24 protein-coding genes and 2 pseudogenes are annotated in these 25,445 nt (G+C 40.1%); 4 read left to right on the top strand and 22 right to left on the bottom strand.

All coding sequences use genetic code 11. The features are described from left to right. Positions 1–4: 4 nt before the first annotated feature. Positions 5–367, bottom strand: a pseudogene (locus BQ4305_RS20255) (spore coat protein). A gap of 166 nt (positions 368–533) precedes the next feature. Here BQ4305_RS20255 and BQ4305_RS20250 point away from each other — a divergent pair. Further along, entirely contained in the window at positions 534–785 is a 252-nt protein-coding gene (locus tag BQ4305_RS20250; RefSeq protein ID WP_324611610.1) for a spore coat protein, read from the top strand. Positions 786–896: 111 nt separating this feature from the next. Here the strand turns inward: BQ4305_RS20250 and BQ4305_RS20245 are convergent, their stop codons facing one another. After that, complete coding sequence (locus tag BQ4305_RS20245; RefSeq protein ID WP_234397012.1) at positions 897–1,904, bottom strand: methyl-accepting chemotaxis protein; 1,008 nt, start codon at positions 1,902–1,904, stop codon at positions 897–899. Between the two features lie 190 nt (positions 1,905–2,094). Between BQ4305_RS20245 and BQ4305_RS20240 the strand changes: the two genes are divergently transcribed. Next, a complete protein-coding gene (locus BQ4305_RS20240; protein WP_110929522.1) occupies positions 2,095–2,478 on the top strand; it encodes a VOC family protein in 384 nt (127 codons plus the stop codon). Positions 2,479–2,587: 109 nt separating this feature from the next. Then, positions 2,588–3,532, top strand: a complete 945-nt coding sequence (locus tag BQ4305_RS20235) for a nucleoside hydrolase (RefSeq protein ID WP_110929521.1) — start codon at positions 2,588–2,590, stop codon at positions 3,530–3,532. A gap of 25 nt (positions 3,533–3,557) precedes the next feature. Here the strand turns inward: BQ4305_RS20235 and BQ4305_RS20230 are convergent, their stop codons facing one another. From BQ4305_RS20230 to BQ4305_RS20140, 19 genes are all read right to left on the bottom strand, one after another. Next, a complete protein-coding gene (locus BQ4305_RS20230) occupies positions 3,558–3,785 on the bottom strand; it encodes a YczF family membrane protein (protein WP_110929520.1) in 228 nt (75 codons plus the stop codon). Positions 3,786–3,830: 45 nt separating this feature from the next. Further along, on the bottom strand, positions 3,831–4,949 hold the full coding sequence (locus BQ4305_RS20225; protein WP_110929519.1) for a GerAB/ArcD/ProY family transporter: 1,119 nt from the start codon (positions 4,947–4,949) through the stop codon (positions 3,831–3,833). Between the two features lie 15 nt (positions 4,950–4,964). Continuing rightward, complete coding sequence (locus BQ4305_RS20220) at positions 4,965–6,191, bottom strand: Ger(x)C family spore germination protein (RefSeq protein ID WP_110929518.1); 1,227 nt, start codon at positions 6,189–6,191, stop codon at positions 4,965–4,967. Then, positions 6,181–7,812, bottom strand: a complete 1,632-nt coding sequence (locus tag BQ4305_RS20215) for a spore germination protein (protein WP_110929517.1) — start codon at positions 7,810–7,812, stop codon at positions 6,181–6,183. Before BQ4305_RS20215 ends, BQ4305_RS20220 begins: the two co-directional genes overlap by 11 nt. Positions 7,813–7,948: 136 nt before the next feature. Then, the gene (locus BQ4305_RS21715; protein ID WP_199880775.1) at positions 7,949–8,125 is read right to left on the bottom strand and encodes a hypothetical protein; all 177 of its coding nucleotides are present in this window, start codon (positions 8,123–8,125) and stop codon (positions 7,949–7,951) included. Between the two features lie 347 nt (positions 8,126–8,472). After that, positions 8,473–10,074, bottom strand: a complete 1,602-nt coding sequence (locus BQ4305_RS20210; RefSeq protein WP_110929516.1) for an acyl CoA:acetate/3-ketoacid CoA transferase — start codon at positions 10,072–10,074, stop codon at positions 8,473–8,475. Between the two features lie 74 nt (positions 10,075–10,148). After that, on the bottom strand, positions 10,149–11,162 hold the full coding sequence (locus tag BQ4305_RS20205; RefSeq protein ID WP_110929515.1) for a LacI family DNA-binding transcriptional regulator: 1,014 nt from the start codon (positions 11,160–11,162) through the stop codon (positions 10,149–10,151). Positions 11,163–11,390: 228 nt separating this feature from the next. Then, a complete protein-coding gene (locus BQ4305_RS20200) occupies positions 11,391–12,266 on the bottom strand; it encodes a 3-hydroxyacyl-CoA dehydrogenase family protein (protein WP_110929514.1) in 876 nt (291 codons plus the stop codon). A 28-nt stretch (positions 12,267–12,294) separates the two neighbouring features. Continuing rightward, complete coding sequence (locus BQ4305_RS20195) at positions 12,295–13,032, bottom strand: SDR family NAD(P)-dependent oxidoreductase (RefSeq protein ID WP_199880774.1); 738 nt, start codon at positions 13,030–13,032, stop codon at positions 12,295–12,297. Positions 13,033–13,080: 48 nt separating this feature from the next. Then, complete coding sequence (locus BQ4305_RS20190) at positions 13,081–14,022, bottom strand: 3-hydroxyacyl-CoA dehydrogenase family protein (protein ID WP_324611609.1); 942 nt, start codon at positions 14,020–14,022, stop codon at positions 13,081–13,083. Between the two features lie 21 nt (positions 14,023–14,043). Continuing rightward, the gene (locus tag BQ4305_RS20185) at positions 14,044–14,808 is read right to left on the bottom strand and encodes an SDR family NAD(P)-dependent oxidoreductase (protein WP_110929511.1); all 765 of its coding nucleotides are present in this window, start codon (positions 14,806–14,808) and stop codon (positions 14,044–14,046) included. Positions 14,809–14,825: 17 nt separating this feature from the next. After that, positions 14,826–16,103 carry a TRAP transporter large permease gene (locus tag BQ4305_RS20180; protein WP_110929510.1) on the bottom strand — a complete coding sequence of 426 codons (1,278 nt, stop codon included), beginning with the start codon at positions 16,101–16,103 and terminating at the stop codon, positions 14,826–14,828. Continuing rightward, on the bottom strand, positions 16,104–16,598 hold the full coding sequence (locus BQ4305_RS20175; protein ID WP_110929509.1) for a TRAP transporter small permease: 495 nt from the start codon (positions 16,596–16,598) through the stop codon (positions 16,104–16,106). 66 nt (positions 16,599–16,664) lie between these two features. After that, positions 16,665–17,675, bottom strand: a complete 1,011-nt coding sequence (locus tag BQ4305_RS20170) for a TRAP transporter substrate-binding protein (protein ID WP_199880773.1) — start codon at positions 17,673–17,675, stop codon at positions 16,665–16,667. 32 nt (positions 17,676–17,707) lie between these two features. Further along, complete coding sequence (gene fabG, locus BQ4305_RS20165) at positions 17,708–18,448, bottom strand: 3-oxoacyl-ACP reductase FabG (RefSeq protein ID WP_110929508.1); 741 nt, start codon at positions 18,446–18,448, stop codon at positions 17,708–17,710. A 21-nt stretch (positions 18,449–18,469) separates the two neighbouring features. Beyond that, the gene (locus tag BQ4305_RS20160) at positions 18,470–19,645 is read right to left on the bottom strand and encodes a thiolase family protein (protein ID WP_110929507.1); all 1,176 of its coding nucleotides are present in this window, start codon (positions 19,643–19,645) and stop codon (positions 18,470–18,472) included. 493 nt (positions 19,646–20,138) lie between these two features. Next, entirely contained in the window at positions 20,139–21,473 is a 1,335-nt protein-coding gene (glnA, locus tag BQ4305_RS20150) for a type I glutamate--ammonia ligase (protein WP_110929505.1), read from the bottom strand. 33 nt (positions 21,474–21,506) lie between these two features. Continuing rightward, positions 21,507–21,917, bottom strand: a complete 411-nt coding sequence (locus tag BQ4305_RS20145) for a MerR family transcriptional regulator (RefSeq protein WP_110929504.1) — start codon at positions 21,915–21,917, stop codon at positions 21,507–21,509. A 195-nt stretch (positions 21,918–22,112) separates the two neighbouring features. Next, positions 22,113–23,381, bottom strand: a complete 1,269-nt coding sequence (locus BQ4305_RS20140; protein WP_110929503.1) for a methionine gamma-lyase family protein — start codon at positions 23,379–23,381, stop codon at positions 22,113–22,115. A gap of 403 nt (positions 23,382–23,784) precedes the next feature. Here BQ4305_RS20140 and BQ4305_RS20135 point away from each other — a divergent pair. Next, positions 23,785–24,392: pseudogene (locus BQ4305_RS20135) on the top strand (trimeric intracellular cation channel family protein). A 32-nt stretch (positions 24,393–24,424) separates the two neighbouring features. Here the strand turns inward: BQ4305_RS20135 and spoVK are convergent. Then, the gene (spoVK, locus tag BQ4305_RS20130) at positions 24,425–25,381 is read right to left on the bottom strand and encodes a stage V sporulation protein K (RefSeq protein WP_110929502.1); all 957 of its coding nucleotides are present in this window, start codon (positions 25,379–25,381) and stop codon (positions 24,425–24,427) included. Positions 25,382–25,445 lie beyond the last annotated feature (64 nt).

Raw genomic sequence — 25,445 nt, 5'->3', positions numbered from 1 at the left:
CCTTTCATTTATCAGGTGTTGCAAACATTCCCAGCCTGTCAGTATCAATAGGAAATAAATTCATTCCAGCAATACTAATCGCCATGTCTGCTGACTTCAAGTCAAGTTCAATCTGTTTTTTCAAATCGTTCGGATGCAGCCACCCTTTTCGAATTATTAAATCCGATAATTGACTATGCAAGTTGACCGCCTTCTCTAATTGTCCATATAATACATTTTTTACATCAGGACTCGCTGTTTCCGACAGAGCAAGTCAGTATGTATGGATTCCATTTTTTATTGAAAGCAGAAAATCAAGCGCAAAAGAGGCATCAGCCATTTCAGGCATATGCTCTGCGCCTTGGGGATCCAGATAATCCATTTCCATTAGTATTCCTCTCATTTACTGAGGACTTTCTCTGCATTATAGAAGCCTTTCAGCTCATTTATCGCTTCTATGGACAGCCAAACCGGCAGACGGTCATGGATTGATTGTTAGATTTTTATAACCTCGGTTCATTAAAATTTCCTTCAAGTGCTTTACATGCTTTGTATTGGTATCAATATCCTTTCAAGTCATCGCTACAAATTTTCTTATTTCGGCTAAATCAGGTATAAGAAACTTAACATTCGCTATTACTGAAACAGCAGATCCTGAATTAAAAAGTGCCTTTTTAGAACATCTGGAAACGGCGGTATATACTCATCAAAGCATTACTAAATATATGATGAATAAAGGGTTTTACCATCCCTATAACCTAATTGAACAAAACACAATGATCAAAAAACTGCCGAGACAGCTTTAAGGCTTACCGATTCCTGATGTTGCTTATTCACTTATATATAAAAAGCTTGGGAAGTTTTGATCACCTCCCAAGCTTTTTAAAAAACGTATTTTTTCATCGGATTAAGCCAAATTATCCAATCGTCTCTATTACAATGGCCGACCATCCTTTGCCTTTATAGGAATTGTATCCTTCCGTTAAACAAAAAGCTTGGATTTGGCCTTTCTCCATTACATATCCTCTTTTCTCAGTTCCCGACAAAACTTGTCTCACGGATTTTAAATGGGTGAGTTCTTTACTTAATATTCCTTCCTGATTCTTTGAAGCAATAATCACACCATCAGAATTGATAATATATAACTCCGTTTTCTTATCAATTTTCACACGGCTGATAATATCGTAAATGAATTCCCAATTGAACCTCGTAGTCAATATTCCGATTACTTCACCCTGCTGATTTTTGACCGGGCTTGAATAAGCCATTGTATACCCGCCTGCTGTCGAAGAATAATACATGTCAGTAACATGAACGCTTCCAGTTCGAGTTACTTCCTGAAACCATTCACGATTTGACATATTTCTTCCTATCTGACTTCTGTTTTGAGCCGCTGCAATAATTTCTCCGTTTAGATCCACTACATACAAGTCAAAATATACTTCATAGATTTCATATATGTTCTGAAGAAAGGCTTGAGCGGTTTTCTGTGATTCATCAGATGGATGAATTAAACAGTTCTTAATGGCATTAAAAGTAGCCCATGCCTGAACATCACAGTTTCTTTCGAATAGATTCCGATCGATTTTATCTATCGTATCATACGCTATATCAACCGTCCGCACCGCCATAATTTCATTTGCTTTCTGCTGAATGCTATGAATGATCTTCTCGCTCTGATTGCTGGCATCAAGGCTTTCAACCGCAAACTTTTTTATTTCTTTTGCAACAACTGAAAATCCCCTTCCAACTTCCCCTGCTCTGGCAGCTTCAATTCCAGAGTTTAGGGCAAGAATATTTGATTTTATCGAGATATCTTTAATTTTTTTCATAACTTCCTGCATTTTTAAGTTATCTTCTTTTAAATCACTCATCAATGACGAAACATTCAGATTATTAACTATCTCGCTTTCCACCCATTCCATCCCCCTATATCATTAGACTAATTAACTAATGTTCTTCCTATTTATAGATAGTATAGCATACAAAAACACTCTATATGATTCTTTATGACTAGTAAATACTTTTACTTTGAGAAAAAACTGAAATGAAAAGGATTTTCTGCTTGGATTAAAGAATTAATGAATTCAGAAACCATACAAAGGAGTGTTCATTATGAAACATAATGCTTCACCAATAGCTAATAAAGTAAATAATGTATTCATTCATGTAAAAGATCTTCAAAGGTCTGTCAATTGGTATCATGAGCTTCTTGGACTTTCTCCTGTAAGTGAACCCGTAGAATCTCCTGTATATAATATACACGTTTCAGGTTTTACAGGATTAACCTTAGATGATCACACCTTTGATCCTTTATTTGTTTTAAAACCGTCTGACCATGTTTTGTTTAATTTGTATACAGAAAATATTGATGAAGCCTATGATTTTATAAATAATAAGAATGTCCCTATAGTAAAAGAGATAGAGAGAATTGGTGAATTTGCCTATTTTACTTTTTCCGACCCTGATGGAAATGTATTGATGATCTGCAACCATTAAAAATTCTTTTTCTATAAAGCGTCATCCGCCTATATTAGATAATCTTATTCATTCTGTTGTCATTTCTCAATCCATTCATGCCATATACATATAAAAAGGAGAGATACGGATGGCTGAGAAAGTAATTATTTTTACAGATTTAGGAATAGATGATGCTTTCACTCTTATTTATTCCTTCTTTCGGGACGATTTAGAGATACTTGGAATTGTTGCTGATTATGGAAATGTTCCAAGAGAAGATGTCATTCGTAATATCAATTACATAAAATATGTCATGCATGAAGAACATGTCCCCGTCTTTCTGGGGGCTTCCATGCCTTTAACCGGCATTCCGGCTGAATACTTTCCAGAAGTGCACGGACCCGTTGGTTTGGGTCCGCTTATTCCCCCTGATATTTCATATCCGGTATACCCCTTAAATGATCTCTATGGTATAGTGGATCAACATAAGAATAATTTAACGATTATTAATCTCGGCCGCCTGTCCTCATTAGCAACCGCTTTTGTTCTTAACCTTGAAAAAATGAGAGACCTACCGTATATTTGCATGGGCGGCGCCTTTTTTTATCCGGGGAATATAACTGCGGTGGCAGAAGCTAATTTTTACTCAGATCCATATGCCGCCAATTTGATTTTGGAGTATGCAACAAACTTAACCCTCATCCCATTAAATATTACACAGCATGCCATTTTGACTCCTGAAATGGTCAACCACATTGACGAATATCATCAAAAAACGAGGGATCCCGGCGGTCTTATCCTAAAACCAATGCTCGACTATTACTATAATTACTATTCTAGAACAATGCCCGGAATTAAAGGAAGCCCGATCCATGATTTTATGACTGTATGGTATTTGCTTTATCAGGAATTCGCGCAGATTTCAAAAGTGCCGATTAAAGTCGTCGCTGAAAAAGGCGCTGCTTTCGGTCAAAGCATAGCCGACTTTCGGCGTAAAGCAGAACCTGCATATAAAATACATAATGTAGTCTTTAACTTTAATTATGAGACGTTACAAACAACCATTATGGAAACTCTTTTAAAAATAAGATAATATCAATGTTCCTTCTTCCTCTACTTTAGTTTTCCTTTCTTTTTTTGTTTTTAAGATATGTTCGGACAAAGCCTGCAAATAAAAACAAAAAGAAAAGCCCTATTAATGAAATTTCACCTAATTGCATTTCAATAAAGGGTGTCTGCACATTATTAATCGATGTTTTCAAGTCAAACCCCATTAGCAGATCTAAACATATGGCAAAAGCGATTAATACAATCAGCAGCAAAATAAAAATCCAGAATATCTTCATTCTACCCCCATGCTCCTTGATACATTTTGGAATCGTCATTTGTATTTACACGGTATCTTTTTTGTTTCGTCCGTTCTTTTTTCTGTTCTTTAAAAAAGCAAGTATAAGTAAGATGAACGGGATGATAATTTGAAAAGGAAGGTGAACAAAAATTGGAACTATATGAAGCCCTTCTATCACATGTTCTGTAAAGCTTCTTCCGATCACCATTGATAAAATCAGCATGATGGCCCCAATTGGATAAACCAGTTTGTAAGATTCTTTTACTGAAAACAAGGTAGCCGTTCCTATAACAGCAGCATAAGTGTATAAACTTATTTTAAAAAACACATTGATAATGGAAGACAGCATAAAAAATACATCCAGTCTTGATAAAAAGCCAACAATATCGATAGTTTGAATGGTAGACAGTAGCGGAAATTGAGACCGCCCGGCAAGACTGACCCCTAACACGGCTATGTTTATGGCCATCATGAATGCCAGGATGAGGCCGCTTGTCCCAATTGCTATAAAACCTACGCGTTTCGTTTTTTCTTGATTCTTCATATACGGCAAAATCATAGTAAAGACAATCATTTCTCCAAACGGAAAATAAAGAGTCTGCGTATAAGCGGTTTTTAAAACTGGCTGTATGCCGTGTTCAAGGACGGGCCTTAAGTGATTCACTTCGATTAAGCCAGAAAACACCATGATGATAAATCCAATAGCTGAGATGATAAAAATCAGGATAAACAGCAATTCTCCTGTTTTTGCTAAAACCTCAATCCCTTTTCTGACTGCGTAAATCACCACTAAAATAAGCAACAGATTTAATATGATGATCGGAGTTTCCCAATATGAAAAAGTAACCAGTACTTCCCCGACATCTCTTAGAATCCTTGAACCGCCATATATAAAGTAGATGACATACAGAAATCCAATGAGCCTTCCAATAAAATTCCCAAGGATATTTTGGGCATATTCTGTCAAAGCAAGGTCTGGATAATAGGCATGCAATTCATAGTAAATATAGTAGAGGCACAGACCGCCTGCCATCCCCATCAATATCGCGAGCCACGCATCCTGCCTGGCTTCCATCGCAAGCGCGACCAGCATGGCGCTTCCTATCTCAAAGAAAATAATAAGGATAAAAAATTGGTATTTGCTGATCCTGGCCTTTTCCATGAATCTCCCCCTCCCTTACTGTGTTTTATCTTTCATATCTGAAATATAAGATTTATTCCGTAAGCCGGTGCCGCGGATTTTTGCGTCGACTTGAACGCGGACATCCAATTTGCTGAATTCGTTCTCATTCCAGTTATGTTTCATCTTATTCCATGTCTGCACATCTGAAATACGAAGCACTTCTCCAAACCCCAAAATATCAGTCTTATTCTTTTGTGTCCGCTTTACCGTATTTTCCAACTGAGCTTGAATTTCCTTCTCCAACAATTTTTCGATTTTTTCGATTTCTTTTTGTTCATTCAGATTTATTTCGGTGGTGACTTCTCTCACATCTCCCAGCGCATTTACATGGATAGCAATTGATGGCCTGCCATTCTTCGTATTGGCGGTAACTTTTGTTTTTTGACGGACGATTTGACAGCTGATACTGTTGTTCTTTCCCTTCCACTCTAACTCTATGTCGGTTTTCTTTACTTTATCGAGAATCCAAACAACTCCTCTGGCCGTATCTCCTTTATACCAATCAATGAGCTTGCCTCCTTTAAAAATACCCAGTGAGTCAGCTAAAATAAATGTTTTGGGTTCTGTTTCTTCTATGTTCTCAATCTTGCCTCCTTTTTTTGCATCCCCTTTTAAGGTAAATCCGCTGATAACGGTTTCTCTGCCGGCTGAATTAAAATTTTCTATTATATCTTTTATTGTGACTTTCATATACTGTCCTTTTAATTCCTCGGCTACCTCTATAATGTCTGTCATTCTTTCCGCAGGGATTTTATCGATTAACGTCAACGTTCTTAGCAGATCCGCTGCTTTCGTATCATGAGTAATGATAACCGACATCGTCGTCCGTATTTCCGGATCACGCTCCCAGGCATCCAGCATCGTCTGAATACCTTTATCTCTGGCAAGCTTTTCACTTATAACGAGCAGGTTCGTGTGGCCGTGATAAAGCCGGCGCGGCACCTTATTTGATACATTATAATGCGCATCTAAGACCGTATCTCCCTTAGCTGTAAAAATGGAAATAGACGGTCCCTGTCCGTCTCCGCCGCCCTGAAGTCCTCCGGCTGCTTCACTGGGATTTATAATTTGCAGTGTTTTCACATACTTGCCCTCTTCATCCATATCCAGGCCGACAGCAGAAATGATAGCCAGTTCGTTGAGTTCCTTTCTGCTCCAGCATCCCGACAAGAGTATAGCTATTAAAACCGCCGCAAAGGGCAGAATCCATTTACGATTCATTCCGCTCACCTTTTTCAGCTTTAAAATTTATCATATTGCGGCTTTTAGGAGCAGTCGGTCTTTGCTTTGCTCCTTCACGCTGCTTATTTCGATCATTTAAATATTCAGGTCTGCTATTAAATGCCCAAGTCGGCTTTCGAATAATCGTATCGCCCGCCTCCTTCAGATTAAACGGGGCAAACGGATACATATATGGCACACCAAAAGACCTCAGGCTGCATAAATGGACCAAGATGAAGATAAATGCCAAGATCATTCCATAAAAACCAAATGTAGCTGCACTAAGCATGAAGAAGAATCGAATCAATCTCGCAGAAATGGCAATAGAGTATGAAGGGGTCGCATAACTTGCTATAGCAGTTATAGACACAACGATCACCATGGCTGATGATACAATCCCCGCTTGGATTGCCGCCTGACCAATGACGAGCGCACCTACAATAGAGATGGTCGAGCCAATGGCCTTAGGCATCCTGACCCCCGCTTCCCTCAATATTTCAAATGCAATTTCCATGATCAGCGCCTCAATAAATGCCGGAAAAGGAAGAGGCTCTCTCTGTGCAGCCACAATAATAGCCAGGCTGCTAGGAATCATTTCTTGATGAAAAGTAGTCGCTGCTATATATACCGCAGGCCCAATTAATGAGATGGAAAAAACCAAAATGCGTAAAAACCGAATAGCAGTGGCTATGTCATAACGGATATAGTAATCTTCAATCGCTTGAAAAAATTGAATAAATAAGGCAGGAACTAATAAGACAAACGGCGTCCCATTCACCAAAATCGCTATTCTTCCCTCCAGAAGATTGGCCGCCACTGTATCAGGCCTGTCAGTATGATAAATTGTAGGAAAACTAGTAAGGGTCTGGTCTTCAATAAGCTGTTCGATATAACCGGATTCTAGAACTCCGTCGATGCTGATCCGCTTCAGACGTTCTCTGACTTCCTCAACAGTTTCTTTTTTAGCAATCCCGTTTAAAAACATAATGGTCACATCTGTATTGGAAACTTCGCCTATTTTCATCGATTCAGTCCATAAATTAGGATTTTTAATGATTCGGCGAATCAGGCCTATATTGGTATCGATTGATTCAGTAAAAGATTCACGCGGTCCTCGAAGAGTAACATTCGTGGAAGATTCTTCGATTGCTCTTTTCTCTCCGCCTTCCGTACTGGAACTTAAGGCCTGCTCCATTCCCTCAATGAAGATAATAGAATGCCCATTCATCAAGTCTTCAAAGAGCTTACTCCATTTATTTACTGCCTCTATCCCCTTAAGGGAAACGATTTCTTTCGAGATTGTCTCCAACAGATTTTGTGAAAAAACTTTTTCTTCTAAAGGGTCATGCCTCAGCAATGACTCAATTAAAAAATCACTGATCGAATCATTGTCGACTAAGGCTTCCACATAGACTAATGCCATATCAACCTTTATCGCATCTCCGATTTTTAATTGACGGACAGCAATATCTGGGCTATTCCCAGTCTTTTCTTTCATATACGCAAGGTTTACAGATAAGGAAGCATCAATAAATTCCGGATCAGAAGGCTCAAAAGAATAATGGACATTTTTAGACTTATCTGCTTTCCCTCTTCCTTTTTTTCCTTTGCCTGAAAACATACTCTCTGATCCCTCCTCTTTCCGCTTACCTATACTCTCTCCACTTATACACCCTTTATACGGAATCAAAATATTACCATTTCCACGCACAAAAAAAAAGAAACCTTCCCTTAAAAAGAGAAGATTCCTGTTACTCTCAATTATGATTTTCTCCTTGATTCAGAGCATTCAGCCGTTCAAATTTTCTGTATGCTTCGCCAATCAGGTATGATTCTTCCATCGATTTGTTCTCTAATTTAATCGGCTTTTGTGTAATGTCTCCATACACATAAACACTATCCTTCGTGACATAGATCTTTGCTTGGATATCCATCCTTACCACTCTCCCATGGTTGATAAAAAGAAGCCTTTTGATATATATACCACCGACGGGAAATAATAACTAGATTATTCAGATATTTTTTACTAAATTAATGTTTCTTATGATTTTCGCCTGTTTCATAGATTAAACAAACCCAGAAAAGAACTGTTTTTCTGTGGGATTTGAGTTTTCAGCTAACAAAATGTAAATGTATCGACTTTAATAAGGGTCGGTTCCTGCATGTTCTTATGCTGAGTTGTTTTCATAGATTAATTATGTACCTTAACCATTACATTTTGTAATGAAACCTATCCTGCCTTAATTACATTATTCATTTTACTAGCTTTTCTCAAAATTTCTTAAGCTGTTTGAAATGGAAATAATGGATTTTCGGTCAGCCATTTTTCGTTTAATTTCATTTTCCCTTCACGAAAAACAATACCGTCCATTTCTTTTAAATTCGGAGAGATCTCCGGTCTAAATTCCATATGAGCTAATATATCCTTTTCTACGTCAATTCCTGGTGCAATTTCCTTCAGAACCAAGCCTTCATTTGTTAAACTGAAAACCGCTCGTTCCGTTACATACATCACCTGTTTTTTACTGCGAGCTGCATACTCTCCGCTAAAGGTGATTTGCTGAACATCTTTGATGAATTTTTTAATTTTCCCCTCTTTAACAATAGACAGTTTGCCATCTTTCACCTGGATTTCAAGTCCGCCACCTGTAAACGTCGTGCAAAAAATCACCTTTTTAGCCGTTTGAGTTATATCAATAAATCCCCCGCTTCCAACGCTGCGTCCTGCAAATTTAGAAACATTTACGTTTCCTCGCCCATTGACTTCAGCCGCTCCCATAAAGGTGACATCAATTCCTGCACCATGATAGAAATCAAATAAATATTCATGTTCTATTATAGCCGTCGCATTTTGAGCAATACCAAACGAATTTCCGCCAACTGGCACTCCGCCAATAATCCCTGATTCAAGTGTCAGCTTTAAGTCTTCATTTATACCTTCTTCATTCGTAATCGGACCGATCACATCGCCTGGAATGCCTATCCCCAAATTGACTACTGCACCTTTATAAAGCTCCTGCACAGCCCTCCTGCCTATGACTTTGCGTATATCGAGCGGAATGGCCTCCATGTTTTTAACCGGTGTTTTCACATTGCCATTATAAACGGGTGAGTAAACAGTAAGCGGCGCTTGACGGTGCTCTGTTTCTGGATTTTCTGCCAATACAAATCCGTCAATTAAGTAACTGGGCACCACTATATCTTTCGGATGGAATGATCCTTTTTTCGCAGTGTACTTTACCTGTGCAATTACTTTCCCCCCGTAAGCTTTAGCTGCCTGTGCTGCAGACAGAATTTCAAGTTTAAGAGGTTCTTCTTCTGTCGTCACATTTCCTTCTTCGTCTATACTGGTTCCTCTGATAAATACGTAATCAAATGGAATGGAAGAATACATGAGAAATGCCTCTTCATCGATGTGAATGAGCTTAACCAGATCTTTCTCTTTTTTTGCCCGTTCGTTAAACTTACCGCCTTCCACCCTTGGATCTACAAAGGTACCAAGACCGACAGGCGAGATATGTCCCGGCATTTTATTCGCCATCGCTCTTAACAGGTGGGTCAGCTGCCCCTGGGGCCAGCAGTGGCACTCAACCTTGTTTTCTTCAATTAATTTGCGTGTTTTTGGAGCAAGTCCCCAGTGGCCTCCAATAATTCTTGAAATCAACCCTTCCTCTGCAATGTTCTCGATCCCATTTGTACGGTCCGACTGTCCCGCTGTATGAAAAACGGTTAAATGATTCGGTTTTCCCTTTTCCCGAAATTCTTTGCCAATCGCCTGTAAAATCTTATCACACTGTCCCATCCCGCCAAAACCGACCAGAGCAATGGTGCTGCCACTCTTTATAGAGCCCGCCAGTTCATTTGCTTTAAGTTCTTGCGGCATATTCTCATTCCTTCCAAAGTGAAATAATCCCCTTTTGAAGATCTTAATTTTTAGAAGTTTTGACACATTATGTCTTAATGATGCTTCACACTTTTACAGCTGTCTCTTTCTATAAGAACAGGCTTTAGAAAAATCTGCTTATGTTCAAATTCTTCCGTCCGATGGTTCACAGCTTGAATCAGCAAATCACATCCACATTTTCCAATTTCATAAGCTTTCGCATCAATTGTAGTGAGCGGGACTTTAAAATCTTCCGAAAAAGGAATATTATCAGCTCCCATTACGGATACATCTTCCGGTACTTTGACTCCATAATCCAGCAGTGCTTTAATTGCACCAAAAGCCATTATATCGCTCGCTGCAAAAATAGCTGTAGGCATTATTTGTCTATCTTTTATTAAATTTTGAATATCATTATATACTCTCTCACTCCTATATTCACTTCTAATTATCCGGTCTGGCCCGAGTGAAATATCCTTGGTCTTAAGCGTATCAATAAACGCTCTCTCACGCTCCCAGCTATTTAAACGATCCCCGCCTATAAAGATCAACTTATCATGGCCTAAATCTGTTAAATACTGAGCTGCCATTTCTCCGACAAGATAACTATTTATGCGCGCCAGGCTTCCTTTATATTCTGAAGGTGATCGGTTGATCAGAACATAAGGAATCTTTGCTTCCTCTAAAAAGACAATACTCTCAGAATCGGCTTGGTCAGCCGTACCAAGAATAATTCCATCCGCTCCCTGATCGGCCATCGATTGAACCAGTTCTAATTCTTTACTGGGATCATCACCTGTTGTACAAAGAAGAACATTATACCCATAGTCAAGCGCTGTATCTTCTACCCCTTTTAATAAATGGGGATAAAAAGGATTTGTTACTTCTGTCACAGCAACTCCAATTAATTTTGTTTCTTTCTTTTTTAAGCTTCTGGCCACCTTATTGGGACGATACCGGAGCTCATGTATTGCTTTCTCGACTCTTTCTTTTAATTCTTCACTTACAAATTTATTCTGGTTAATTACAGCCGAAACAGTAGCAATTGAAACGTTCGCTGTTCTTGCAACATCTTTTATTGTCACCATTGTTCTCACTCCAAGTGAAACGTTTAGCTGAAAGCATCCGAGTTTTTTCATAAATAAATCATGAAACACTTCAACCATTCATAAGAATTTGATCGATTATTTTTCAGTTGCTAGTTTCAAAGTAAAGATGCCTCCATTTACTATATTAAACGTTTTCATTCATTATGAGTGAGATTCATAGAATGTGGGTAAAATAGAACACGTTCAATTTTACAGTATTTTTCTCGCTCAACAGCCGGATATTTTATTCCCTTTTTCATCGTATTCATAAAAACCTGCGCCGGTTTTACGGCCTAGACGGCCAGATTCGACCATCTTTACAAGCAATGGACAGGGACGGTATTTTGAATCTTGAAACCCGTCGTAAAGTCCCTGCATTGTAGCCAAAAGTGTTTCGAGCCCAACAAAATCTGCCAAAGTAATCGGTCCCATTTTATGATTCGCCCCAAGCATCATCGCTGCATCCACATCTTCCGGTTTTACCCCTTCCATTACAAGATAAATTGCTTCATTCACCATCGGAACCAACAATCGATTAACAATAAACCCAGGATAATCTTTGCATTCAACCGGTTCTTTGTTTATTTTCACAGAAAATTCTTTCATTTCATCGACTACTTCTGGCAAAGTCAGCAATCCTGGAGTAATTTCCAGCAAATCCATTTTTGGCACTGGATAGAAGAAATGGGCACCAACAAAATATTCAGGGCGTTTAGTCACGGCTGCCATCGCTGTTACTGACAGACCTGAAGTATTCGTGGCTAGAATAGCCCCTTCCTTTGCCACTTGATCTAATTGTTTAAATACACTTTTCTTTAGTTTTAAATTCTCGGGAACTGCCTCTATAATAAGATCTGCATCTGATAAAACGGTTAAATCCGTATACGAATAAATTCGATCCATAATATCCAGCTTATTCTGTTCTGTTTTACGACCCTTTTCAATATCTCGATTTAATATTTTGCTTATTGCGTTCCTACCTGAATGTAATTGTTCTTCTGAAATATCGATCCATGAAACGTGAAATCCGCCTTGAGCAATTGCTTGAGTAATTCCTGCACCCATCAGTCCCGCGCCCAGTACTCCGACTTTTTGAATACTCATCGATTCCCTCTTTTCTTGGTTCTTGTGATCAGTTAATAAACATGCCTCCGTCTACACGGATAATTTCGCCGGTAACAAAATGTGAATGCGCAATAAGACCATAAACAGCATCAGCAATATCTTCTGGGGTGGCCATCCGTCCAAGCGGCGTTGCTTCACTAAGTTCTTTCATTTGATCTTCATGACCTTCTATCCATCTTGTCGCGACTACGCCAGGAGCAATACTGTTCACCCGCACTTCTGGTGCCAATACGCGTGCCAGCGATTTCGTAAGACTGTTGGCTGCTGCTTTGGATGCTGCATAAGCAATTGAACTGCCAAGTCCTGTTTGGCCCGCAACAGAGGTAATATTAACAATACACCCGCGCTGTTTCTTTAATTCTTCTGCAGCAGCACGGGAGCAAAAAAAGGTTCCCTTCACATTTACGTCCATCACATTATCCCAAAACTCCTCTTTTAATCCTTCTAAATCACGGTGTTCGACGAAGTTTGTTGTCCCTGCATTATTCACAAGAATATCTACCCTTCCAAAAGCCTTAACGGTCTCTTCTACCAATTTTCTTGAAACTCTTTCCTCCGCTACAGACCCTTGGACAATCACGCATTGTCCATCTAATTTTTCGATTTCTTCTTTCACTTGGTAAGCCTGATCTTTTGATGAGGAATAGTTAATGGTTATATTTACACCTTCTTTTGCTAAACGCAATGCTATTTCTTTGCCAATTCCACTGCTTGAACCAGTAATGATTGCTGCTTTTCCTCTCATTATTTCGCCAGCTCCGTTTCTATTAGGATGTTATCTTGAAACCTATTTCTATTCCATCTCTTCATAATCCTTTTTTAAAAATTCAATTAATGTCCGTTCTCTCTTTTCATTTATTTCTTTAGTAAACGGTTCATTCCATTCGTAAAATCCCTGACCCGTTTTTTGGCCAAATCGACCGCTTTCTACAAGCCGCTTCATTTCACTTAGTGATTCATCTGCTTTCGATAAATCTTGAAATAAATAGTTTGATATAGCATGAAAAACATCCAGCCCGCCCATATCAGCCGTTAAGAAGGGGCCCGTTACCGGCAGTCTTCTCCCAATACTGTATCTAACGGCTGCATCTATATCTTCTTTTGTCGCAGCTCCCTGTTCTAAAATATATTGCGCTTCCCGAAACAAGGCGTACTGCAGACGATTTACGATGGAACCTAATATATCTTTTTTTACTTCAATCGGTTTCTTTTTCATGTTTCTCAGAAGTTCGAGAGACCGATTTACTGTTTCATTAGATGTATGTTCGCCTCTGATCACCTCAACAAGCGGGATCAAATGAGCCGGATTCCAAAAGTGTGTGACAACTGTTCTTTCTGGATAATTAACCTCAGAAGCAATCTCTGTAGGGCTCAATCCCGATGTATTGCTTGCCAAAATAACATTTTTATCACAATACATATCTAACTTTTGAAACAGCTGCTGCTTTAATGGCAGGTTTTCAGGGGCCGCTTCAATAATGAACGTAGCATTTTTGATCGTTTCTTTAAATGAATCCGTAAAACGTATTCGGTCCTGGATTCTCCTATTTTCTTCAGCGCTGCATACTCCTTCTCTTTCAAGTGTGGTTAATTTGATCCTCACTCCTTCTGCTGCTCTCGTTATATCTTCTTGATCGACTCCATAAACAGTCGGTGCCATTCCAGCCCAGGCAGCGGCCAGTGCTATGGAGTGACCCATTGTTCCTGCTCCCAAAATACCAAGATTCTCCATCATTCTCCTCCTTTTTTTGCTTTTTTACCCGGCAGTCCATCCGCCGTCTACAACCAGCGAGGTTCCTGTCACCATATTCGATAGATCGGAAGCTAAATAAAGAACTGCCCCTGTAACATCTTCTACAGTGCCGGCACGCTGTACAGGGATACGGTCCAAAAGAGTCTTCTTTGTTTTTTCATCTTTGAAAAGCACCTGTGTTAAGTCCGTTTCAATAAAGGTCGGTGCCACGCAATTCACTAGAATATGGGGGGACCATTCAACGGCAAGTGCTTTAGTCATTAGTTCTACTCCGCCTTTGCTCGTACAATACACCGACCGGTTGGCTGAACCAATATGACCATATTGAGAAGAAATGGTAATAATTTTGCACACTTTTTCAGGCGACATCAATTTTGCAGCCTCTTGTGCGCAAAAAAAGGAGCCTTTTACATTCAAATCCATAATGGTATCCCACTCTTCTTCCGTTACGTCTTTGGCTGGCGTGCGAATATTTGTTCCGGCACTATTAATAAGAATATCAAGTGTACCAAATGCTTTTTTTACTGCACGGAATAGTTCTTTGATTTGATGGATAGATGATACATCTGCCTGAACGCCAACAATGTCGGCATGGTATTCTTTTAATTTTTCAGTTACTCGGTCCAATTCAACCTGATTTCTTGCAGCAATTGCGACTCTTGCTCCCATTTTTGCCATTTGTAATGCACACTCTTTACCAATTCCTTTTGTACCTCCTGTAATTAAACATACTTTTCCCCGTAAACTGGATTCGATTGAATAATTCATATCTCTCTCCTATTCATTTATTTGCTTACGATCGATGGCAGCCATAAAGATAAGGATGGCCAAAAGCTAATAACCAGAACATCGACAAATAAAATGATCACAAAAGGGACAATCGCCCTTGAAATGGCTGATATTTTTAATTTGGATATTTGTACAGCTACAAAAAGATTAATTCCGACAGGCGGCGTAACAAGGCCAATAGCCAAGTTTACGACCATAATGACTCCAAAGTGAACCGGGTCAATCCCAAGACTTGTCGAAATCGGCAATAAAATCGGCACAAGAATCAAGATTGCGGCCGCTGCTTCTATAAACATGCCGGTAATTAGCAGAAGTATATTTACTAGAATGATAAAGACAGCAGCACTTGAAGTAATCGTTAAAAAGAACTCAGATATCATTGTCGGGACACCTAAACGGTTGATAAAAAAGCTGAATAATCCGGCAGTGCCAATCACTATCATCACAACAGATGTCGTAACAGATGAGTCTTTGAAAATAGGAACAAGATCTTTCAATTTAATTTTACGATAGACAAAGAATCCGATTAGAAACGAATAGACAACTGCTATGACCGCAGCTTCAGTCGGTGTGAAAACGCCTCCATAAATCCCCCCCAAAACAATAATTGGCATTAATAAAGATAATATTGCTCCTTTTAATGCTACCAAAATTTCTTTAAAATTGCTTTTTTTAACACCCTTGTATCCCTTCTTCTTCGCTACAAAATATGCGGCAATTAATAAAGTACCTGTCACAAAAACCCCCGGAAACACACCCGCCATAAACATTTCGCCAACTGAAACCTGTGCAGCTATCCCGTAAAGAATTAACGGAATACTTGGCGGTATGATGACTCCCAAAGCTCCAGAGACTGCCTGATTTGCACTGGCATACCGAACTTCATACCCTTTTGCAATCATTGCCGGTATCATAATCGAACCAATTGCTGCTGTTGTAGCAGCTCCGGATCCGGAAATAGCAGCGAAAAACATTGACGTAATGATCGCTACCATGGCAAGACCACCGGTAATATGACCGACAAGAGTACTTGCAAAATCAATCAGCTTTTGTGAAATCCCGCCCACTTCCATTAAATACCCCGCTAAAATGAAAAAGGGTATCGCCATCAGCGGAAAGGAATTGATGGAATTAAATATTTGCTGCGGAATAACCTGCAGCCCAAAAACATCCCCCTGCCAGGCAACAAATGATGTTGCTAAACCAAGCGATGTTGCTATAGGAACACTAAGTGCAAAAAGACCAAGCAAAATGATAAAGAGAAGCACAACCATTTACCGTTCCTCCTTTCCAATTACTTCTTCAAACAGCACTGCAAGTGTATTTAAAAATAAAAACACCCCCCCTGCGCATATACCTAACATTGGCCAAAACATAGAAATGGCAGTAGCTGGAGCTCTCTGAAATGATACAGACTGTGCAATTTCCCAGCCATATCGAATCAAAATGATGTAGAATACAAGTGCTAAAAAATGCGCAATAATTCTCACTGCTTTTCTCGCAGCCCCTTTTAATAGATCTGGCATCAGTTCCACTGCAATCAATGTACCTTGCCGTGCAGCATAGGCTGCTCCGAGAAGTGTAATCCAAATCATTAAAAACCGGGCTACTTCTTCTGAGAATGTTAAAGAATTGCCTACAACAAATCTGGCAAAAACCTGCCATGTGATCAGCACTGTCATAAGCCCAAGCATTAAAGCTAAGATCCAGCCAAGGATTTGATTTACGAAATCTATTACACGCAGATACCCTCTAAGAACACCTATCATATTTTGCTCCCCCTCTCCTTAAGAGAAGAAAAATGGATCGGCCATCCATTTTTCTTTCTTAACAAGTCAATACTTAAAATGACGGACTTTCTCAATCATTTCTTCTCCTATTTGAGGTGCCCATTTTTTATATACAGGTTCTACTGCTTGTTTAAAAGATTCTAAGTCCGGTTCTGTCACTTTCATACCTTCCTCTTCCAGCTTTCTTTTCATTTCCTCTGCCTGCTCCTGACTTGCCTTTCGCTGAATTGGCAGCGCTGCTTGAGCTGCTTTTAGGACGAGTTTCTGATCTTTTTCTGAAAGGGACTCAAATAACTGCTTGCTCATCATTAAAGGAGCCGGTGAATATACATGTTTTGTCATTGCCAAATGTTCCTGCACTTCAAAGAATTTGACATCATAAATAGTTGGGAGCGGGTTTTCCTGACTTTCCATTACCCCTTGCTGCAGAGCTGTATATACTTCCGGCCAGGCCATTGGAGTAGCGTTTGTTCCAAGTGCTTTCCACGTATCAACTTGAACTTCTGATTCTTGTGTTCGATGCTTGATTCCTTTTAAGTCTTTAGGCGTATGAATCGGACGGATACTATTTGTCTCATTCCGAAAACCATTTTCCATCCACGCAAGAACTTTAACATTTGCCTGTTCTTCTAATTTTTGTGCCAGCTCCTCACCTATTTCACTGTCAAGTACCGCATATGCATGTTCATAGTCATTAAATAAGTAAGGCATATCAAACATGAAATACTCCGGTACGAACCCTCCTAAAGGACCTGTAGAGGTTATTCCTAAATCGATGGAATTAATAGACATTCCCTCTACGACTTCCCGTTCGCCGCCGAGAGAATTATTGTGATGTGATTTGATCGTCAGCCTCCCATCAGACAATTTTTCAAGCTCCTCACCGAACGCCTGGACTCCCACATCCTGATGAGAACCCGGACCCAGCGGAAGACTTACATCAAAGACCATTTTTTCCCCCGAGCTTTTGCTATCCGCATCGCCTCCGCACGCAGCCAAAGATAGAACTGTTCCTGCAATAAGAGCCATATAAAAACTTCTTTTAAATAGTTTCATAAGATTCCTCCAGCAGTTTTTTAGGTGAAACGTTATAGAATCATGCCTCCGCCAACATTTACAACTTCCCCTGTGATATATGAGGCTTGTTCGGAAGCAAGGAATGCAATGCAGTTTGCAACGTCTTCAGGTGTTCCGACTCTGCCCATAGAAATTTTTGAAACCATCAAATCCCATACTTTTTTAGGCACTCCTCTCGTCATATCCGTTTCAATAAACCCTGGGCAAACCGCATTGACCGTTACATTTTTTTTACCAAGCTCCCTGGCTGCTGTTTTCGTAAGCCCTACGACACCTGCTTTAGCGGCTGCATAATTCGCCTGACCTACATTTCCAAGCCAGCTAGCTGACGAGATATTGATGATGCGCCCGTTTGCTTGTTTATCCATAATTTTGCTTGCAGGCTGCATTGTATTAAATACTCCTGTTAAATTAACATCTATCACTGCGTCCCATTGTTCATAACTCATCTTATAAAGCATTGAGTCACGATTGATGCCTGCATTATTCACAAGAATATCCAATTGTCCGTATTTTACTGCTGAATCTTCTATCAGCCTTCTTGCCTGTTCCCGGTCTGTGATGTTACAGACATGCCATTCTGCATGTCCGCCCTGCCTCCTGATCTCTTCTGCTGCGTGATGTAAACCTTCCTCATTCAAATCGCTTATGATGACATGTGCGCCAAGTGTGGCAAGCTTTTCAGCTATCCCTTTTCCAAGACCTCGGGCAGCTCCGGTAACAACCGCGATTTTTCCAGTATGGTCAATCATTATTACACCTCCCAATATCTGCTATGCCATTTCAAAAATAGTCGCAATCCCCTGCCCGCCGCCAATGCACATCGTTGAGATTCCTCTTTTTAGTCCGCGGCGCTTCAGCTCTGACAGAAGTTTAATCGTAATGATTGCTCCGGAAGCTCCAATTGGGTGGCCTAAAGATATAGCGCCCCCGTTTACATTGACTTTGTCTGGATTCACTTCTAAATCTTTTATAACAGCAAGTGATTGCGCCGCAAAAGCTTCGTTCAGTTCGATTAAATCAATATCATCCAGTGTCAAATTTGCTTTTTTAAGCAAGGCTTTAACCGCGGGTGATGGTGCAAAGCCCATTATTTCTGGCTCCACTCCTGCTACGGCCTGTTCTCTTACATACGCGATCGGTTTTAAACCAAGCTCCTCGGCTTTTTCACGTGACATCAGGACAAGAGCTGCTGCCCCATTGTTTATTCCCGATGAATTGCCTGCAGTCACAGTGCCGCCTTTCTCAAAGGCCGGTTTTAATGTTGAAAGTTTTTCTATAGACGTTTGTCTCGGATGTTCATCCGTATCGAAGACCTTTAGGCTGCCCTTCCGATCCTTTAATTCAAACGATACAATCTGTTCATAAAAGTAACCGCTTTCAATTGCGTTCATTGCTTTTACCTGGCTCTGATAGGCAAAGAGATCCTGTTCTTCACGTGTTATATTAAACTTAGAGGCTACTTTTTCCGCAGTCACTCCCATTGCATATTGCCCAAAAGGATCTGTCAGAGCTGTCATTAAACCATCCTCCAGCTCAGCATGGCCATAGCGGTATCCATATCTTCCTTTACGGATATAAAAAGGATATAAGTCCATATTTTCAGTCCCGCCGGCAACAATAATCTCCGCATTTTTTGTTTGAATTTGCTGCACTGCATTATTAATAGCCTGCAAACCTGAACCGCATAACCGATTAACCGTATAGGCAGTACTGGTAGTCGGAAGTCCAGCCTTAATTGCACACATCCTGGCAACAAAAGCGTTCTCAGCTATTTGCCCGACACACCCCATCACTACTTCTTGAACTTGTTCATTTGCAATACCTGACCTCTTGACCGCTTCACGAATGGCTGCTGCCCCTAAATCAGACGCTTCTGCATCCTTTATCGCACCATTCATCGTGCCGATTGCCGTCCGGGCCATTCCGACAATGACTGTCTCTTTCAAATCTCCGCCCCCTTTTCTAATCAGCTAAACGTTTTGCTGTATGGCCTTGACCCCTTTTCTTAAGAAGCAGACCCTTTTATCTTGTTTGCAGTTAAACGTTTTGCTGTAGTATATTAACTTAAATACTAAATATACTGATTTTTTATTTTTTCTATAAACTCTATCCTTGATTAAAAATACATAGATAGTAATCTGTCTCTTATTTCCCTCTTTTTATTTCTCCCTTCTTCCAAACATAACCGATACATTTGCCTTCTTTTATCCAAGCTGACAATATAAATAGACCGCTGTTTTTCAGCGGCCTGATGATATAGCGAAATAATGATATTAGAAAATATAGCTTTATTCTCATTTGATTTAGAAAAACACCTAGATACATTAATGAAATAATTGTGGGAAAGTTGTGGGCAGACTATGAAACTGAAATAATTATAAACTTTTGCCCACATAAATAAAAAACCCCTGACACTTAGAGTGCCAAGGGTTTCATAGATTAATACATTGTCATGTATTGGTCGCGCTCCCATGGGTGAACCTGGGTACGGAACATATCCCATTCAATCTCTTTCGCTTCAATAAAGTGTTCTAACAAGTGACCGCCAAGAGCTTCTTTAATAACTTCATCAGCTTTTAATGTTTCAAGTGCTGCATATAAAGTAGCCGGCAGATCAACGATGCCTACTTCTTCGCGCTCTTCTTTAGACATTACATAGATATTGCGGTCTACTGGAGCCGGAGGAGTCAATTCGTTCTTGATTCCATCAAGACCAGCTTTTAGAAGAACAGCTAATGCAAGATAAGGATTTGCTGCAGGGTCTACACTTCGAACCTCTACACGTGTGCTGACGCCGCGGGATGCCGGGATACGGATCAGCGGGCTGCGGTTTTTAGCGGACCACGCCACATAACAAGGCGCTTCATAGCCAGGTACCAAACGCTTATATGAGTTAACAGTTGGGTTTGTTACTGCAGTGAAAGCTGGTGCATGCTTGATAATCCCTGCAATAAATTGCTCAGCTGTTTGAGACAATTCTTGTTTTCCGCCTTTATCAAAGAATGCATTTTCATTTTCTTTGAATAAGGATACGTTACAGTGCATGCCTGATCCGTTTACGCCGAAAAGCGGTTTTGGCATGAAGGTTGCATGCAGTCCGTGCTTGCGGGCGATTGTTTTAACAACCAGTTTAAATGTTTGGATATTATCGCATGCAGTGACAGCATCAGCATATTTAAAATCGATTTCGTGCTGGCCTGGCGCCACTTCGTGGTGGGAAGCTTCGATTTCAAAGCCCATTTCCTCAAGTTCTAGTACGATATCACGGCGGCAGTTTTCCCCTAAATCAGTCGGTGCAAGGTCAAAATATCCGCCTTTATCATTCAATTCAAGAGTAGGCTCTCCTTTTTCATCAAGCTTGAACAAGAAGAATTCAGGCTCCGGCCCTAAATTAAAGTTAGTAAAGCCCATTTCTCTTGCTTCAGCAAGAACTCTTTTTAGGTTCGCACGAGGGTCACCTTCGAATGGTGTTCCATCTGTATTATAGATATCACAAATAAGACGGGCCACTTTGCCTTTTTCAGAAGTCCAAGGGAAAACCACCCATGTATCTAAGTCAGGGTATAAATACATATCTGATTCTTCAATACGTACAAAACCTTCAATTGAAGATCCATCAAACATCATTTTGTTGTCAAGCGCTTTTTCCAGCTGACTTACCGGGATTTCCACATTTTTGATTGTTCCTAAGATATCTGTAAATTGAAGACGAATATATTTAACATTCTCTTCTTTCGCCAATCTAGTGATATCTTCGCGTGTGTACTTTGCCATCTTTCCATTCCTCCCCAAGTGATCATTAATTATTTAATAGAAAAATCTAGACATATCTCCCTGACGCAATGAAGTACGGTTTTTTCCCCCTTGACTTTGCATAAGCTCAGCCCTGAGCAATTTCCTTAATTCTTCATCACTAAGGTCCTGTCTGATTTTTTCAGCTTGCTCAAGATCGTGCTGTTTAGGTTCTTCATTTTCCTTCACAGTGAAAATTTTTTTAATGCCTGCCAAATTCACTCCCTGTTCAATCAAATCCTTTATTTCAAGGAGTCTGTCGATATCATTCAGAGAAAATAGCCTGCGATTTCCATCTGTTCTCATAGGAGTAATTAACTGATGCTCTTCATAATATCGAATCTGACGTGCAGACAACTCTGTCAGCTGCATTACAACTCCGATGGAGAAGAGTGGCATCGAACGCCTAATGTTGTTGCCGCTCATTAGCATCCTCCTTAACTTTATCATAATAAAAGCTTAATATATGTAAGGTTTGTTGTCAATAATATGTTATCTTTTGTCACACATTTTTTTAAGATTATTAAAATTAGCATGAATTATGCGACTTTTCAAAAGCTGTCTCGCCTTATTTTTATAGCAGAGCAGCTGGATGATTGATTCAGCTGCTTTGCTCTTCATTTAAACGGTTAATAATTTTTTCTCAATTAGCCGGTCCACAGCGGTCAGCACTGCTAATTTTACATGTGAATAGGTCAGACCGCCCTGGACATAAGCAACATAAGGCGCCCTCAGCGGTCCATCAGCAGTCAATTCAAGGCTTGCCCCCTGAATAAAAGTTCCAGCTGCCATGATCACGTCATCTTCATATCCCGGCATATAGGCTGGGTACGGAGTTACATGTGAGTTGATCGGTGAAGCGAATTGGACGGCTTGGCAAAAGGCAACCATTTTATCCGGATCATCAAATTGCACCGATTGTATAAGATCCGTTCGTTCTGCATTCCATTTAGGTTCCGTATTCATTCCCAGCATTTCCAGAAAAGCAGCTGTAAAAACCGCCCCTTTCAGAGCTTGGCCGACAACATGGGGCGCCAGAAAGAATCCTTGATACATTTCCTGCAGACTGTAAAGAGATGCCCCTGCTTCAGCTCCGATTCCCGGAGATGAAAGGCGGTAAGAACATGCTTCTACTAGACTTTGCTTACCTACAATATAACCCCCGGTTTTGGCAAGCCCACCCCCTGGATTTTTTATAAGCGAACCTGCCATTAAGTCAGCTCCTACATGACAAGGCTCCACAGTTTCAACAAATTCACCATAGCAATTATCGACAAACACGATAATTTCAGGGTTGATATTTTTTACAAACTGAATAGCTTCTTGGATCTCGCTTATTGTAAATGAAGGACGTGTCGCATACCCTTTAGAACGCTGGATACCGACCATTTTTGTATTGGAATGGACAGCCGCTTTTACCGCTTCGAAATCAATACCGCCAGAAGAGGTAAGTTCCGCTGCTTGATAAGAGATGTTAAATTCTTTCAATGAGCCTATACCCTTACCGCGAATTCCGACAATTTCTTCTAGTGTATCATAAGGTTTCCCTGTAATGTACAATAATTCATCATTTGGTCTTAAAATTCCGAATAATGCAGTAGAGATGGCATGAGTGCCGGAAATGATTTGCGGTCTCACCAAACCGGCTTCTGCACCAAAAACTTCGGCGAAGATCGCTTCTAAAGTATCTCTGCCATAATCATCATATCCATATCCTGTTGATGGAATAAAATTCGAATCACTCACTTTATGTTTTTGAAAACTGTTCAGCACTCTGAATTGATTCGTTGTTATATTTTCTTCGATTTTTGCATGAAAAGGGGCAATTTTCATTTCCGCTTCTTTCACGATTTTTTGTAAAATTCCCCCGTGTGTTAATTGCTCGTACATAATAGCTCCTCTTAGATAGATTATTTCTTTTGTTACTCAAACCATTTCCTTTATAATGTCTGTTTTCTTCGATGCATGTTTTACAATCTTCCCTATAAAAGGCCTCATCCTTTCTATTATACAACGTTATTCAAGGGAAGAAACAACAACACACCGTTCTTTACGATTTTTTCCTGTATAACGGGGATTTAAACTTTAGAGAATGATTCCTGATTACTTCACAACCATTTCTGCTTTGCTGCCAGGGAAATATGCCCTGCTATATAAAAAAGCACCACCAGTTATGCCTGCTGTATCCTATAAGAAATATACACATTAAAAAACTAATGCCAAAATTAGTCAAACATGCTAAAATCAACTTCGGCTTCACCGCTTTAAAAATATAGCTTGAGGTAAAATAAACATGACATGGGAAATACTCACGATCATTGGAACGATCGCTTTTGCAGTAAGCGGAGCAATTATAGCTATTGAAGAGGAATATGATTTGCTTGGTGTTTATATTCTAGGGATAGTAACTGCATTTGGAGGCGGGACAATCCGGAATCTGCTTATTGGAGTTCCCGTTTCCGCCTTATGGATTCAGGGTTCTTATTTCATCATTGCTCTCTTATCCATTACAGCTGTTTTTCTTTTTCCAGGAAATGCGCTGAAGCATTGGGGCAAGTGGGGGAATTTCTCGGATGCCATTGGTTTATCTGCCTTTGCCATCCAAGGCACTTTATATGCAGTGGAGCTGGAACTCCCGCTAAGCGCGTGTATAGCTGCTGCAGCTCTGATAGGATGCGGAGGCGGTATTATCAGAGACGTGCTTGCCGGAAGGAAACCATTAGTATTCAGGGATGAAATCTATGTGTCTGGTCCATCCTTGCAGGTGCCATAATTGGAATCGGACTGTTGGAGGAAGCTTGGGAACTCTATTTTCTTTTCGCAGCCATCACAGTTCTTCGAGTACTGTCTTATGTTTATAAATGGAGATTGCCCAATAAACGATTTCAGGTTAAAGCATAGAGGAGGAATGAGGAAGCGGATTACTCGCTTCCTCATTCCTCTTTTTTTTCCAGGATTAGATCTTGGCTTCGAATCGTCAATAAATCTCCCTTTTCAAATGAATCCTCTAATAACAGACGCATCGCCTGTGCCCTTATTGATTTTTCAATTATATTTCGGATATACCGGCCATTCGAAAATGACACGCCTGACGGATAAGAGCGAATTAACATTAAATGTTCTCTTAGCTTTCTTTCTGCATCCCCGCTCATTGTATACTCTCTTTCTAAAAGCATTTGCGAAGAGATTTCCATCAGCTGGTTAACCGTATAATCAGGAAATTCCACTACGAGCGGGAATCGGGAATGAAGACCAGGGTTAAGGCTGAGGAAATATTCCATTTCCCTTGGATAGCCAGCAAGAATAAGAATAAATTCATTTTGCCGATCTTCCATATGCTTGACTAACGTGTCTATCGCTTCTTTTCCGAAATCCTTTTCTCCTCCGCGCCCTAATGAATAAGCTTCATCAATGAATAAAATGCCTCCGATTGCCTTTTTGATAAGGTCCCTTGTCTTTTGAGCTGTATGGCCTATATATTCTCCCACTAAATCTGCCCTCTCCGCTTCAATAAGATGGCCTTTTGACAACACTTCCATTTTCAAAAACAATTTTCCAATCAAACGGGCAACCGTTGTTTTTCCAGTCCCTGGGTTTCCTTTAAACATCATATGCAATACTTGGCTTCCTGCTTTCAATCCCTTTATTTCTCTTTTTTGATTCACATATATCCAGGCATAGACTTCTTTTATAATCCTCTTCATCTCTTCCATTCCAACCAGTGCGTCCAACTCATTCTCAATTTCTTTTAATGCTATATGATGCTGGGGAATCGCCTTGGAAGCCGGTATTTCTTTAATCAGCGGCTTCTTTTCGGGCGGGTTTCGATTCGCGCCATTAAAAACAATATTTATCTGTCCCTTATTCTTTTTCCTTATCGGCTGTTCCAAAACTTTCACCTCACAGATGAACATTTCCCGTAAAACAGGGAGGGAAATTTCCCACAAACCAATT

Origin of the sequence: Bacillus massiliglaciei, from assembly GCF_900098925.1 — a bacterium.
Taxonomy (GTDB): domain Bacteria; phylum Bacillota; class Bacilli; order Bacillales; family DSM-1321; genus Peribacillus; species Peribacillus massiliglaciei.
This window is presented reverse-complemented; position numbering and strand designations above follow the sequence as displayed.